The sequence below is a fragment of the Enterobacter sp. E1 genome (assembly GCF_016809815.1).
GTDB classification, from domain to species: Bacteria; Pseudomonadota; Gammaproteobacteria; order Enterobacterales; family Enterobacteriaceae; genus Enterobacter; species Enterobacter adelaidei.
In genome coordinates, this window is the sequence record NZ_JAFBJM010000004.1 from 105,814 (window position 1) to 120,179 (window position 14,366).

At 50.0% G+C, this 14,366-nt stretch carries 15 protein-coding genes; 8 read left to right on the plus strand and 7 right to left on the minus strand.

The features are described 5' to 3' along the window. Window positions 1-29 precede the first annotated feature (29 nt). Both JGF26_RS12255 and JGF26_RS12260 read right to left on the minus strand, forming a co-directional pair. Window positions 30-1,274 carry an MFS transporter gene (locus JGF26_RS12255; protein WP_108089827.1) on the minus strand — a complete coding sequence of 415 codons (1,245 nt, stop codon included), beginning with the start codon at window positions 1,272-1,274 and terminating at the stop codon, window positions 30-32. Window positions 1,275-1,350: 76 nt separating this feature from the next. Next, window positions 1,351-2,439 carry a 4-oxalomesaconate tautomerase gene (locus tag JGF26_RS12260; RefSeq protein ID WP_134708158.1) on the minus strand — a complete coding sequence of 363 codons (1,089 nt, stop codon included), beginning with the start codon at window positions 2,437-2,439 and terminating at the stop codon, window positions 1,351-1,353. A gap of 154 nt (window positions 2,440-2,593) precedes the next feature. On the opposite strand from JGF26_RS12260, the gene JGF26_RS12265 reads away from it, so the two are divergent. Continuing rightward, window positions 2,594-3,523 carry a LysR family transcriptional regulator gene (locus tag JGF26_RS12265; RefSeq protein WP_049007304.1) on the plus strand — a complete coding sequence of 310 codons (930 nt, stop codon included), beginning with the start codon at window positions 2,594-2,596 and terminating at the stop codon, window positions 3,521-3,523. Window positions 3,524-3,560: 37 nt separating this feature from the next. On the opposite strand, the gene nhoA is transcribed toward JGF26_RS12265, so the two are convergent. After that, the gene (nhoA, locus tag JGF26_RS12270) at window positions 3,561-4,406 is read right to left on the minus strand and encodes an N-hydroxyarylamine O-acetyltransferase (RefSeq protein WP_128347639.1); all 846 of its coding nucleotides are present in this window, start codon (window positions 4,404-4,406) and stop codon (window positions 3,561-3,563) included. Window positions 4,407-4,514: 108 nt separating this feature from the next. On the opposite strand from nhoA, the gene JGF26_RS12275 reads away from it, so the two are divergent. From JGF26_RS12275 to JGF26_RS12285, 3 genes are all read left to right on the plus strand, one after another. Then, window positions 4,515-5,087, plus strand: coding sequence for a flavin reductase family protein (locus JGF26_RS12275; protein ID WP_108089824.1), 573 nt, complete (start codon window positions 4,515-4,517; stop codon window positions 5,085-5,087). 126 nt (window positions 5,088-5,213) lie between these two features. Further along, a complete protein-coding gene (locus JGF26_RS12280; RefSeq protein ID WP_108089823.1) occupies window positions 5,214-5,573 on the plus strand; it encodes a CHAP domain-containing protein in 360 nt (119 codons plus the stop codon). A 1-nt stretch (window position 5,574) separates the two neighbouring features. Next, a complete protein-coding gene (locus JGF26_RS12285) occupies window positions 5,575-6,027 on the plus strand; it encodes a DUF3828 domain-containing protein (RefSeq protein ID WP_108089822.1) in 453 nt (150 codons plus the stop codon). A 40-nt stretch (window positions 6,028-6,067) separates the two neighbouring features. On the opposite strand, the gene fusA is transcribed toward JGF26_RS12285, so the two are convergent. Further along, window positions 6,068-8,170, minus strand: coding sequence for an elongation factor G (gene fusA, locus JGF26_RS12290; RefSeq protein ID WP_028018895.1), 2,103 nt, complete (start codon window positions 8,168-8,170; stop codon window positions 6,068-6,070). Window positions 8,171-8,329: 159 nt separating this feature from the next. Between fusA and JGF26_RS12295 the strand changes: the two genes are divergently transcribed. Continuing rightward, complete coding sequence (locus tag JGF26_RS12295; RefSeq protein ID WP_028018894.1) at window positions 8,330-8,629, plus strand: helix-turn-helix transcriptional regulator; 300 nt, start codon at window positions 8,330-8,332, stop codon at window positions 8,627-8,629. A gap of 53 nt (window positions 8,630-8,682) precedes the next feature. Here JGF26_RS12295 and JGF26_RS12300 read toward each other — a convergent pair whose 3' ends face one another. Further along, entirely contained in the window at window positions 8,683-9,138 is a 456-nt protein-coding gene (locus JGF26_RS12300; protein WP_049007310.1) for a GNAT family N-acetyltransferase, read from the minus strand. Between the two features lie 148 nt (window positions 9,139-9,286). Between JGF26_RS12300 and JGF26_RS12305 the strand changes: the two genes are divergently transcribed. Beyond that, entirely contained in the window at window positions 9,287-10,765 is a 1,479-nt protein-coding gene (locus JGF26_RS12305) for a PLP-dependent aminotransferase family protein (protein ID WP_134708157.1), read from the plus strand. A 95-nt stretch (window positions 10,766-10,860) separates the two neighbouring features. On the opposite strand, the gene JGF26_RS12310 is transcribed toward JGF26_RS12305, so the two are convergent. Further along, on the minus strand, window positions 10,861-11,097 hold the full coding sequence (locus tag JGF26_RS12310; protein ID WP_028018891.1) for a tautomerase family protein: 237 nt from the start codon (window positions 11,095-11,097) through the stop codon (window positions 10,861-10,863). A 60-nt stretch (window positions 11,098-11,157) separates the two neighbouring features. Here JGF26_RS12310 and JGF26_RS12315 point away from each other — a divergent pair, with 60 nt between their 5' ends. After that, window positions 11,158-11,619: a helix-turn-helix domain-containing protein gene (locus tag JGF26_RS12315; protein WP_028018890.1), complete on the plus strand. Its 462-nt coding sequence runs from the start codon at window positions 11,158-11,160 to the stop codon at window positions 11,617-11,619. A 34-nt stretch (window positions 11,620-11,653) separates the two neighbouring features. On the opposite strand, the gene JGF26_RS12320 is transcribed toward JGF26_RS12315, so the two are convergent. Beyond that, a complete protein-coding gene (locus JGF26_RS12320) occupies window positions 11,654-12,979 on the minus strand; it encodes a 2-hydroxycarboxylate transporter family protein (RefSeq protein ID WP_028018889.1) in 1,326 nt (441 codons plus the stop codon). Window positions 12,980-13,388: 409 nt separating this feature from the next. Here JGF26_RS12320 and JGF26_RS12325 point away from each other — a divergent pair, with 409 nt between their 5' ends. Next, window positions 13,389-14,336, plus strand: a complete 948-nt coding sequence (locus JGF26_RS12325) for an AEC family transporter (RefSeq protein WP_134708156.1) — start codon at window positions 13,389-13,391, stop codon at window positions 14,334-14,336. The last annotated feature ends 30 nt before the right edge of the window (window positions 14,337-14,366 follow it).

The window sequence follows — 14,366 nt, forward strand, 5'->3', positions numbered from 1 at the left end:
CCTGAGGCGTGAACACATTGCCATGCTATTTATTCAGCTGACTGCGCTGGAACCAGTGCTTGTTTATTGCCGGATGCCAGATACGTTGCCACCACAACACCTACGCCAAGTAATGCCAGAATAAATCCAGTCATACCCTGCCAGCCCATTGAATGGAAGACGAAACCGTTGATAAAACCAATAACCGAACCGCCCATGTAGTAGAAGAATAAATAGAGCGCGACGGCCTGGCCTCTTGCATGAGTTGCATTTTTACTGACCCAGCTTAAACCGATAGAGTGGCAGCCGAAGAAACAGCCGGTAAAAATCACAGCGCCAACAATAAAGGTGACGACATTCGACGTCAGCGTCAGCAGCATGCCCAGAGCCATGATCAGGAACAGCACGCGCAACACTTTCATTGCGCCATATTTTGCCGATAAGCGACCTGCCTGCGGAGCCGTAAAGAAACTCAGGGCAAAGCTAAAGGAGAGCAGACCTGCATTAGCCGGTGAAATATGGAACGGCTCACCTTTCAGGAAGAAGGCCAGATAGTTATACAGTGAGGTGAATGCGCCGAAGATAATGAAGCTGATGACAAACGCCAGCGCCAGATTTTTGTTTTTAAAATGCGATGCCGCCCCTTTCACCATACGCATTACATTAAGACTCTGCGTAGGCGTGAAGTTTTTCGATTCTGGCAGCAGGAACTTCACCAGAATGGCAACCGCAATCAAACTGACCGCAAACCCGTAGAAGATGACATTGATTGAAACGTGGTCGATCAGCTGGCTGGCAACAATACGTCCGGACATTCCACCCATCGAGTTCCCAAAGACAAAATATCCCGTCACGATGCCTGCCGCCACCGGTGCAACCTCTTCACTGATGTAGGCCGTTGCCGCCGCCGCGATGCCACTCAGCGCCAGACCAATCACCGCACGCAGCGCAACAAGCATCGCCCAGGATTCCACCAGCGGGCACAGCAGCGTCAGAATGCCGCCCAGCAGAAGGGAGACGATAATTAACCGTTTTCTGCCGTAGTGATCGGATAATGTACCGGTAAACAGCAACCCAATTGCCAGCAATGCGGTTTCTGCTGACAGAATAATACTCACCTGACTGACAGGAACGTTATATTCCACAGCAAGCGTCGGGAGCAGTGGCTGAATAAAGAACAGAGAAGCAAGCTCAGCAAGCCCTGATAATGCCAGGGCCAGAATCACGCGAATATGCGCACTGGCTTTTACAGGATCAGGAGCCCTCTGGGTATTGTTAGCATGAGTTAACGCCATAATAACCTCAGTATTATAGTTAAGGTACAGAATGTAATTTTTTTAATGCTGGTTGTTTATTTGATTAATATTTTCATCAATCAACTTCAGACAATATATTTTCAGGCACACAAACAACACCTTCAAATAACTTGCGTGTAGTACGAATAACAGCCGCACGGGTGTTTTCGATTTTGTCACCCTCCCTCAATAATGAAACGGATATTTTTCCGCTGGGGTGTTCAATATCAATAATATTGGTAAATAACCCCTTTGGACGGTCGGCGATGATTTTACAGGCCACTGAGCCCTCAATCAGCGTCGCGGTCGATATGCCGATCGAACCGGTAATGGCCAGCGACTTATGGCATGTATGTGGCATGAAATAACGAACCTGGAGCGTTCCGCCTTTACATGCCCGACTGAGGAGAACCGGTTTAGGGATCACTTTGTTCGATACATCCCCTAATCCCATCGCCGTGCCAGCCTGGCGCCGCACCCTCTCCAGCCTTTCTTTAAACTCACGATCGGCATCTAACTCTGCCGGTGACTCCCCTCCTGTTTTCCCTAGTGCTGATGCCTCAATCAGCACCATCGGCATCGCCATATCAATACAGGTGACTTCGATACCATCGAATACATCCGTCACGCTGTCAGTCGGCAGCAGTTTCCCTGTTTTAGACCCCGCAGAATTCAGGAACGTTAAGCCAATCGGTGCCGCTGTACCCGGCACACCGTCGATTTGGGTATCGCCTTCATACTCAACCCGATAGTCTGGCGTCTGAACTTCAGCATCAACCAGAGTACCAGTGTTGAGATTGCGGATACGCACCGTCGTCACCGGGCTTTGCGCCTTCACCAGCCCTTTTTCAATGGCAAAAGGCCCCACGGCGCAGAGCATATTCCCGCAATTTGGTGTGGTATCGACACGACGTTCGTTCACCATCACCTGTGCGAATAAGTAATCTACATCCGCGTCTGGACTGTTGGACGGACTGACGATCGCCACCTTACTGGTTTGCGGGCTTCCGCCACCAATGCCGTCAATTTCGAGTTCATGGCCTGCGCCCATTAGGCTGAGTAATACCGCGTCACGCGCTTCGGTTTCCGCCGGCAGGTCGCTGGCCAGAATGACGGGACCTTTTGACGTACCGCCACGCATTAATACGCAAGGGATCTTTAACATGTCTTTTTCTCATTTCGTTTTTATCAGGAACGCAATAAGGTTTTCACACTCCAGTTGATAACTCTAATGTCAAAAAAAGAAGGATTAATACGCTTTGCACATTAATACCCCCTGCGTTAGCATGGTTAAGATGAAGCGAGAATGGGGTGCAGATATGCAGCATGAATTACAGGGAATACAAGCGTTTGTAAAAATTGCAGAAATTGGATGTTTTACAAAAGCATCGCAATTTCTTCACATCTCACAACCTGCTTTAACACGCAGAATTCAGAAACTGGAAGAGAGCCTGGGGACCACGCTGTTTGAACGTTCCACTCGCAGCGTCAAGCTGACGACGGTGGGCAGAGAGTTTTTACCTAAGGCAAAGAATTTAATAGATTTTTATGAAAGCTCAGTTATGAGTATTAAAGAGATGGCAACACATCAGGCAGGTGTTATTACCGTTTCCTGTATCCCTACTGCTGCGTTCTATTTTCTGCCTTCAGTGATACGAGATTATAACAATGCCTATCCAAACATCCGTATTCGCATACTTGAGCACAGTGCCAGCGATTGTCTCGAAGCCGTTTTAAATGGCGACGCAGATTTCGGTATAAATATGATAAACATCACACATCCAAATATCGATTTTGCGCCGTTGGTGAATGAACCCTTTGTTCTGGCATGTCGCCGCGACAATGAACTGGCAAAAAAGCCGCTGGTAACATGGGACGATCTGGCTGGAATGAAGCTGATTGGGGTTAGGCGTTCAAGCGGAAACCGTTCCCTTATCGATCAGGCGTTTGAGAAAATGGCGTGGAAGCCTAACTGGTTTTATGAAGTTCGACATCTTTCAACGTCACTGGGGATGGTGGAAGCGGGTCTCGGGGTCTCTGTCGTTCCCAGCCTGGCTATGCCGGCCGATGAGCATCATATTCTGGTCAGCCGGCCGCTGATTGAACCCGTCATACGGCGCACGTTAGGCCTTGTACAGCGCAGGGAAACGCCTCTCAGCCCGGCGGCGGAAAAATTCAGAGACATGCTTGTTCAACTGTGGTCTGGTGAAAAAAACAGCCCGTGGATCAGCAAGTTTACCCAGCTGTAAGCCTTATGCGGCAAAGGGGCGTTAGCCCCTTTTCACCTTATTTCCCTGCCTGTGGATGTGTTTCAAACCCTGCCATCACCGCTGTCAGTTCCGCCAGTGAAAAGCCGTGCTTAGGATCATCAATGCCCAACCCAAAACGCGTCTGCATCAGTTGATACAGCGCCGCAGCATCAGGAAGATGGATCTGCTCCTCCACATGGCCATTCTGCCAGTGGGTAAAGTTGAAGTTGGTCAGCGTCAGCTTGCCACCGTCCGGCAAGTGGCGGCACATCAGCAAATGATGACGGAAATGCGACTGCGGCCAGTGTGCTGACCAGAAGTTGCCCATGACATAATCACTGAAATATTGCGTCGTCAGATCAAAATGGTACATCGACTGCCAGTGCTCGTGGTGCCGGAACTGCAATACCCAGTCATTCCCCTCGCTCAGCAAACGATACGCCCCGTGCGGCGTTGTCTGTTCTTCGTTAGCGAGCAACCGAATCGGCGCCGTCAGCGTCTGTCCGCCAAAGCCTACGTCCGCAATCCAGCGCTCACCGTTAAGCTCAACCAGCAGCAGGCGGTGTGTTCGCGGCGGCATTTGTGGTGGATTCGCTAATACCACGCGCCCGAGCACACTGCGTACCGTAAAACCGACTTCGCGCAGCACCCGTTCGAATAAGCCATTTTGCTCAAAACAATACCCTCCACGTCGCGCTGTTAGCAGTTTGTCGACCAGACACCGATCGTCAAGATGGATTTCACGCGGCAGGACGACATCAATATTCTCGAAAGGGATCGCACAGTTGTGGTGTAAATGCAGCGCGCGCAGCGTGTCGATATTAACCCCGGTCGGTTGATTCCAGCCGATACGGGCGAAATAGGCAGTCAGAAATGGGGACATGCATCAGTTTCCTTTGATAGTGATGTTTTGTTTATAAACTAATTCTACGCGCCCACTTTGATTTACGTGCTTTTTCGTCATACTCATCGTTGTACATGAGGAGACCCTATGAGCTACTTTCGCCCCGTTGAATTACATCATGCCAGCCGTCTGCTGAACCACGGCCCTACTGTGCTTATCACCAGTCGGGATGAAAGCCTCGACAGACGCAACGTTATGGCCGCCGCATGGTCAATGCCCGTTGAGTTTGAACCGCCGCGTATCGCGATCGTCGTGGATAAAAGTACCTGGTCACGTGAGCTGATTGAACGCAGTGGGATGTTCGGCATCGTTATCCCCGGCGTGGCGGCGGCAAACTGGACCTGGGCAGTCGGTAGCGTTAGCGGGCGCGATGAAGACAAATTTAACTGCTACGGGATCCCGGTAGTGAACGGTCCGGAACTCGGTTTGCCCGTCATTGAAGAAAAATGTCTGGCATGGATGGAGTGTCGTTTACTCCCGGTGACCGCAGCGGCTGAAAAATATGACACGCTGTTTGGTGAAGTGGTTTCTGCCGCAGCCGATGAACGCGCGTTCTTCGCCGGACGCTGGCAGTTTGACGGAGATAAGCTGAATACGCTGCATCATCTTGGTGCGGGGACGTTTGTGGCTAGCGGGAAGATAGTGAAGGCGCTGGATTGATTTAATTAATTATATCCTGCTGAATTATATTAAATTTTTATGGCATTTTAAGTTTACCATGACGTGGTAAAACGGAGGATATTTCCAGGGCTGTTGCATTAGCGATCTCTCAATAAGGAAATATCAATGTCATGGAATAAATATGCCGCTGTTGAATATGCCAAAAATCATGTTTATCGAGAAAGTCACAGAAAGTGTGAGCTTTTTGTGAAAAACGCGATAATTGCTGGCGGCTTGCCTATTCATGGAATAGGTTCGGCAAAGAACATGGGTCTAACTTTGTCTCAGGTTGGGTTCCAAAAAGTTATCGGAGCCCCGCAGTTAGGCGATGTTGTAGTTATACAGTCCATAGCAAACCATCCAGATGGTCATGTTTGTATTTATGATGGCCATCAATGGCTAAGCGACTTCGCGCAACGTACTATGTATCCTGGTTCAGGATATAGAAAATCCCACCCTTCTTATCAGCTTTACAGGCATTATTGATATGAAAATCATACCCATTCTTTCCTTATTAATAACCTACTCGGCCTGCGCAGGCTATAGTGATAATGCGGCAAAAGCAGCGTTAAATTTCAATAAATGGTACATTGCGCAATATGCTGCAAACAAATTCCCCATCACGGACAATGCTGAAATAAATAAATACGTCACAGCAAGCACCATGAAAAAATTGCGTCATGCTCAGGATCCTCGCTTTGCTGATGAAGAGTTTTATGATGCTGATTTCTTTCTGAAGTCGCAGGATATTGAGGAAGATTGGGCAGATAATGTGACTGTGGTTTCATCCGAATACGATCCCGTTTGCACCAATATTTATGTGTCGTTCGGGAAGAAAGAGGAATATACGGTCATCGATTGTATGGTTAAAGAAAAAGGTATCTGGAAGATTCAGTCTGTTTCAGGACAAGCAATTCAGCGCAACGAACATCTCAAATAGAAAAACACATGGTAGCCCAACGACTACCATGTGCAATTAATTAACTCTTAGCACGCCGTGAAATAATCTCATCCGCAACATTTCGCGGTGCTTCCGCAAAATGATGGAACTCCATCGTATACGTCGCACGCCCCTGTGACATCGAGCGCAGCGTGGTGGCATAACCAAACATCTCTGCCAGCGGCACGTCAGCGCGAATAATCTGGCTACCGTACTGCTCTTCCATCCCCTGCACCATGCCACGGCGAGAAGAGAGATCGCCCATAATGTTGCCGGCGTACTCTTCCGGTGTTTCCACCTCGACATGCATGATCGGCTCAAGAATCACCGGATCCGCCCTGCGAGCGCCCTCTTTAAATCCGAGGATCGCTGCCATGCGGAACGCCATCTCCGAGGAGTCGACATCGTGATACGAACCAAACGTCAGCGTCGCTTTGACATCGACCACCGGATACCCCGCCAGCACGCCGCTGTTCATCGCTTCCCGAAGCCCTTTCTCAACGGACGGGATGTACTCGCGCGGCACCACGCCGCCCTTGGTGGCATCTTCAAACGTAAATCCGCTGCCTGGTTCTGTCGGTTCGAGGCTCAGTACCACATGACCGTACTGTCCTTTACCGCCGGACTGACGGACAAACTTACCTTCGATATCCTTCACCGCTTTACGCAAGGTTTCCCGGTAGGTCACCTGTGGACGACCGATGTTCGCCTCGACGCCAAACTCACGCTTCATGCGGTCGACGATAATCTCAAGGTGTAACTCACCCATCCCGGAGATAATCGTCTGGCCGGACTCTTCGTCAGTATGCAGGCGGAAAGAGGGGTCTTCCGCCGCCAGACGCTGCAGCGCGATCCCCATTTTCTCCTGATCGCCTTTGGTTTTCGGCTCGATAGCAAGGGAGATAACCGGATCCGGAAACTCCATGCGTTCAAGCGTGATGACGGCATTCGGGTCGGTGAGCGTGTCACCGGTTGTCACATCTTTCAACCCAACGCAGGCCGCGATATCACCGGCGCGCAGTTCATCCACCTCGTGGCGATCGTTGGCATGCATCAGCACAATACGCCCGATGCGCTCTTTCTTCCCTTTAACCGGGTTATACACCGCGTCGCCTTTGCGCAGCACGCCAGAGTAAACGCGGATAAAGGTCAGTTGCCCGACGTACGGATCGCTCATCAGTTTGAATGCCAGAGCGGAGAACGGCTCATCATCACTGGGATGACGCTCAGCGTGCTGGCCTTTTTCATCCACGCCATCAATGGCTGGCACATCCAGTGGTGACGGCATCAACTCAATGACCGCATCGAGCATGCGCTGCACACCTTTGTTTTTGAACGCGCTGCCGCACAGCATAGGCTGGATTTCACCCGAGATAGTGCGAATACGCAGACCTCTGATGATTTCCGCCTCGTCCAGATCGCCGGTTTCCAGATATTTATCCATGAGCTCATCGCTGGCTTCCGCCGCCGCAGAGACCATTTTTTCCCGCCATTCCTTCGCGGTACTCAGTAAATCATCCGGCACGGGCGCATAGGTGAACACCATGCCCTGGGTGGCATCGTCCCACAAAATGGTACGCATTTTGATAAGATCCACCACGCCGGTGAAGTGTTCCTCCGCGCCAACCGGAATAACAATCGGTACTGGGTTCGCTTTCAGACGTTCCTGCATCATGCGTACGACGCGGAAGAAATCGGCACCCGGACGGTCCATTTTGTTAACGAAGGCCAGCCGCGGCACGTGATATTTATTCGCCTGACGCCAGACGGTTTCGGACTGCGGCTGAACGCCGCCAACGGAGTCATACACCATCACGGCACCGTCGAGTACACGCATGGAACGTTCCACCTCAATGGTGAAATCCACGTGCCCCGGGGTGTCGATGATGTTGATCCGGTGCGGTTCAAACCCTCTGTCCATACCCGGCCAGAAGCAACTCACGGCCGCGGACGTAATGGTGATCCCGCGCTCTTGCTCCTGCGCCATCCAGTCAGTTGTTGCCGCGCCATCGTGTACTTCACCCAGTTTGTGGCTCATCCCGGTGTAAAACAGGATGCGCTCGGTGGTGGTCGTTTTACCGGCATCGATATGCGCGGAGATACCGATGTTGCGATAACGTTCGAGGGGGATGGGTCGGGGCATAATATTTCCTTAGTCAGTAAGACAGTTTGTGACGACCAGGATGGTCGTGTATTCGTTCGTTTGCTATAATAGTCCTATTGTACGAGTATTATCGAACTATTTTTTAGCGATTGACCTATTGTTGATATAGCTCAATCTGACACCAGACGCAGGAAAACGATGATCCAAAACCACCCCGAAACTGAACAGATACTGCTGGAAAATGTGTTGTTTGCCCTCGGCAACCCGCTCAGGCTGTCGATTATCCGCAGGCTGGCCGATGGTTGCGAGCTAAGCTGTAACGCACTACGCCCGGAAGATGTGGTGAAGTCCACAATGACACATCACTGGCGCGTATTGCGTGACAGCGGAGTGATCTGGCAACGTCAGCAGGGACGAGAGAATATGATTTCTTTGCGTAGAGACGATCTCGATGCCCGTTTCCCGGGACTGATGGACATACTGTTACAGGCTAAATAATAGGTTGAAACGCCCCGTCAACATTTGAGGGGGCATCACGTCAGCGAAGGGATTTATCTTACGTGCATACGATATTCAATCATGCCGCTTTTTTTCGCGACCCAGTCATACAATCGTTGCCCGCGGTAGTTGGTTTCATGTGTATGCCAGTAAAGATGACGCGCATGATGTTTTCTCGCTTCTCGCTGAACATATTCTATTAACTGTTTACCAATGTGTTTGCCCCTGACGGCATCGCAAACATATAAATCTTCAAGATAACAGTAATCGCTCTCCGCCCAGGTTGAACGGTGGAAAAGATAATGCGCAAAACCCACCACCTCTCCGTTATATCTTGCCACTAAGCAAAATAGTGGCTCAATGGGGCTGAAAAATCGTTGCCAGGTGCGCTGAGTGACTGCCCCGGAGAGATCAACGTTATAAAATTCTTGATATTTACCCCACAATGGCATCCAGCTCTCGTAATCACTTTCCTGAACAGCCTCAATGGTCACAATCGTATTATTCATAACAACCTCTTTGTTTATTCATTCACGGTTTCGGGATGAGTGTATGCGCTAAATGGCACGTTTAGCCCCGCCAATTTTCGCAAGTGAAGCAGACCAATTTTGCCGTGTTGTTTTATAATGGAGGCCACACGAGGGAGAGTGGGTAAAGATGTTTAAGCACGCACAACTTGAAACGGTTAAGGCATGGATTATTGATCCTTCCAACGGATCGCTGCCCCTGCATGAAAGGATCCAGAGAGCAATACGGTCACTGATACTGGAAGGGATCTTATCTCACGGTAAGGCCCTTCCCGCTTCACGCGCGCTGGCGAGTTCACTGAGTGTTTCCCGGGATACGATTGAAGCAGCTTATTCCAGCCTGCATGCAGAAGGTTTTATTGAGCGGCAAACAGGCAGAGGAAGCTTTGTCTCTTCCAGCGCACGGTTTTTAAAACCGCATTCCCGGCAGCAGCATCCTGCCGCTGATAGACGAAAGGCAAAACTCAGCGCTCGTGGAAAGATCATCTATGAAAGTGGCGGGATCCGCGAATTTTCCTCGCCCCGCCCACTGGCACCGGGTATCCCCGAGACGCGCATGTTTCCCATTCCAACCTGGGAGCGACTTCAGCGGCAGGTTCTTAAGGAATATCAACACCAGATATTAGAGCAAAGCCCTCCGCAGGGCATGGAACGCCTACGGCGAGCAATCGCGGAATATGTCAATCTTGAGCGCGGGACGCGTGCGAAGGCTGAACAGATCATCATTCTGACCAGTTCTCAGCAGGCGCTTGCTCTCTGTTCCCACGTGCTGATGGACGCAGAGGATGGCATTGCCATTGAAGATCCCTGCTGTCAAGGAGCATACAAAGCGTTTAAATCTGCCGGACTGCACTGTCTTCCGGTTCCTCTTGACGATAAAGGCATCTCAATTGACGCGCTGAATGCTCTGACCAGTCCTGCCAGGGCTATCTACCTTACCCCTTCTCATCAATATCCTACCGGGGTGACGCTCTCTCTTGACCGACGCCTGGCTGTCATTGACTGGGCAAATCGTCACTCCGCCTGGATCATTGAGGACGACTACGACAGTGAGTTTCACTATGAAGGGAAGCCTATGGCCTGTCTTCAGGGGCTTGATGCTTACAACCGGACAATTTATATCGGAACCTTCACCAAGTCCCTGTTCCCCGGGCTACGTATTGCGTACATGATTGTTCCCTCAGAACTGGTAGAGTCGATGACCATGGCCAGAACATTAATGGACGGCCATACCGCCTCAATATCCCAACTGACGCTGGCGAAATTTTTGGAGGGAGGGCATTTTGGTGCCTATATTCGCAAGATGCGGAGCGTTTATGTTACTCGCCGCAACAAACTGGCTAGTCTGTTGGATGAGTATCTTTCTGATTATGTTGAGTGCGTAATACCAACAGGTGGAATGCAGATGCCTTGTCACCTCAGGCACGGGATCTCCGAGAAGGAGATTGCCGCCGCCGCCCGTCGCGCAAATGTTGATATATTAGGGCTTACCAGTTTATATGCAGACAAACCCCTGACCAGCGGTTTTTTGATGGGTTTTGCCGCTTATACGGAGAGGGAAATAGAAGACGCAGTCAAAAAACTGGCCGCAATTTTCCGTCTTGTTTGAAGCTGTCGACTGTTCATCGGTCGATACTCATTGCGGGCGAACCCGGCTGCAAACAAGGTTTCACCGGGAGATACTGTGTCCCTCCCGGCCTCTTATCAGGACGCCTGCGTCGACGCGAATTTCTTCGCAATCATTTCAGCGGTAGGCTGTAATCCCCCCAGGCTCCATTGCTCCGGGTCATGCTCATCAATACGGATCCAGACCGAGCGCCGGAACTCCGGATCCCCTTTCCCTTCGATTTCCACCATTAAGTCCGTCATTCGGCGCAACAGCTCGCTCTTCTGCTCGGCATTCATGATCCCTTTAATCGTTTGTACATTTACAAAAGGCATTGTATTCTCCCTATAAGCAAGGTCTAAAAATCATACTTAGATTAAAAAGGAAAACATCCTGTGTCAAAAGATAAATTGTTGCCTTACCTCTCGCCCGAACTGTGCGGTCTGGCTGAAGGGGCAAAAATCGTGGGCGATCAATGGATTTTGTTGATTCTGAGAGAGGCGTTTTACGGTGTGACGCGTTTCGAAACCATGCGAATACATACCGGAATAACGAAACAGACGTTAGCGACACGTTTAAAGTTGATGACAGAACTGGGGTTGCTTTCCCGTATACCTTACCGGGAAGAGGGAGCACGGGAACGGTATGAGTACCAGCTTACCGACAAAAGCCGCACCCTTGCCCCGGTGCTTTTATCTTTGATGGAATGGGGACACAAACATGTTTTACACACCGCACCGCATTTAACCCTGGTGGATAAAGAAAGCGGCGATCCGGTGCATATTGGTTATGTGAATGCGCAGGGTCATGAGGTGAAACAAAACCATGTTCAGATTGTGCCGACAACAAAGGGGTAAGCCCGGGGGTGTTACCCGGCCTACCCCTGCTACGTTACATAATCCAGCCCATCAGCAGCGTGGCGATGATCACCGTCGATGCGCCGCCGATACGGGTGGCAATCTGTGCAAACGGCATGAGCGACATTCGGTTAGAGGCAGACAAAATAGCCACATCCCCTGTACCGCCCAGACCACTGTGGCAGCAGGTGACAATGGCCGCTTCCACAGGATACATATTCAGACGCGAGGCAATAAAATAGCCGCTCAGCGCCATCGCAATCACCACCGAACCACATACCACCACGTAGCCCACCGAGAAGACTGACACCACGCTCTCAAGCGGCACGTATAACATTCCCAGACCAATCATCAGTGGCCAGACGAGCGCAGCCGAGACGAATTTATAGCAACTGTGCGCGCCCTGTTCCATTGAAGCCGGGATCACCTTGAAGTACTTACACAATACGGCTATCAGGATCATCAGCACCGGACCGGGAATGTGTACCAGTTTTTCAAACAACCCGCCGACAATGAAAAATGCGCAAACCATCAGTAACCCGCCTCCCATCAGATGGAAATCTGTCTGCTGAGCACTGTCCGCGCCCGCAAAGAGGCTGCTGTCTTCTTTGCTACGGGTTAACATGCCATTACCCGACAATGCAGGACGTTTCATTCCCAGACGCGCCAGCGAGCCTGCACAAATAATGGCGAAGATATTCCCCACCACCGCGGCAGGCGCCAGTTGAGCAACATAGACGTCCGGCGTATGACCAAGGATTGCCGAATAGGCCAGGGACAACGGCAAAATCCCCTCACCAATCCCGCCACCAATGATCGGCACGATGATAAAAAAGAAGGTGTGGTACGGGGTATAGCCAAACAGTGAACCCACGATGAGCCCGCTCAGTACTGCCATGAAAGTCCCGGCCACCAGCGGGATAAACATGCGCATCATCCCCTGGATAAGCAGTATCCGGTTCATTCCCAGAATGCTCCCTACCACCAGACAGGCGATGACGAAATAGAGCAGATTTGCCTCTTTCATCAACAGATGCACCGTATCCAGCGTGTGTTTTTCGAAGACACCAAAATAGACCAGTACGGAGGGGACCATCAGACACAGGATTGCCGGGCCGCCGATGTCTTTCAGCAACGGGATTTGCCGCCCCACTTTCGCAAACGCAAAACCAAGGGTCATGATGACTGCGAGTCCGCCGATCATATTTTTCGGCAGCAAGCCTGCCCAGGCAGAGGTCGCCACAATGGCAGCGATCCCGACGAATAGCATCAACGGGACTGCGCCAACCTCGGTATTGTAAAGCCCAAAGGCAAAACGCGTGGACGACAACTCAGAAGTCGGTACAGGATTATCTTTCATATAATCACCTGATAATTGTGTTCGGATATGCAAAGAAAAGGAATAAACACGGAATTATTCCAATACGGATAAATGTTATTTAATATCAATTAAAGACTTACGTGGCCTTTTCTAAAAACAGGCTCAGTGTAAAAAATAACATGCGGGGCCTGAAAGAAGTGTGAACAATACAACCCTTTCCCGTTAAATAACTTTATTCACCATTAAGTAACTAAAGTTATTTGAGGCAAGCACTGCTGTTTTCTTGTGCCTAATCAATTTTTGCCACCCCTATTACTTATCCAACTAACGCAATCATTTTGAAATTAATAAAACCAGAGAGAGTGTGACCATTGTCACTCTTACCGTGCTATCTAACCGCTAGATTAGCGCTGCAACAAAACACATAAAATACCCTACAGGAAATACTATGCCTTCATTACTATTACAGTCGCTGTTTCCGCTCGTCTTTATAATGCTGCTTGGGTGGTTAAGCGGGAAACTCGGGTATTCCCGACGTGAAGATGCAAACGTTATGGCGACCGTGGTGATTCGTTTTGCACTTCCCTTTCATCTTTTTATTGGCGCATTGCATACCGACCCGAGTAAAATTAAGAACCTGACGTTTATGGCGGTCCTGGTTGTCGGTTTAATGGGTTCGTATTTATTGACATTATTTATTTCACGTTTTGTTTTTCGTCACGATATAAAAACCAGTGCCATTCAGTCTCTGGTTTGTGCCTTTCCGGATATGGCCTACTTTGGGGCACCCGTGCTTGCTGTGTTGATTGGGCCAGAAGGATTCATTGGCGTATTGATCGGCAATATCATCACCAGCGTTATCATGATCCCGTTGACTATCGTCCTGATTCGTATGGGAGATAAGAACAGTCATGATGGTCTGGAATCGCTGCATCCTGGCGCGATGGTGATACAAAACCTCATCAAAGCGGCACGTAATCCTATCGTCTGGATACCCGTTTCCGGTGTATTGCTCAGCCTGGCTGGCGTACAGATCCCGTCAATTCTCAGTATGCCCATTGAGATGGTTGGCAAAGTCTCCGGTGGACTGTCACTGTTTGCTCTCGGCCTGTTATTTTACGGTGAACGTCCAAAATTTAATGTGCAGACATTTACCAATATCAGTATTAAAAACCTCATTCAACCCGCCATCATGGCCGTAGCTGGTATCGCATTTGGTCTTAGCCATACCTTACTCCAGCAGGTTGTTATTATTGGTGCGACACCTTCCGCTATCGCCGCAGGTATGTTTGCCATACGCAGCGACACCTATATTGATACTGCCTCATCCTCCATATTAATTGGCACTGCCGTCGGCGTACTGACTGAAGGCATTATGATCTATTTAATCTCTTAATCTGTTTTATTTAAAAAATTCAGGAGTTAA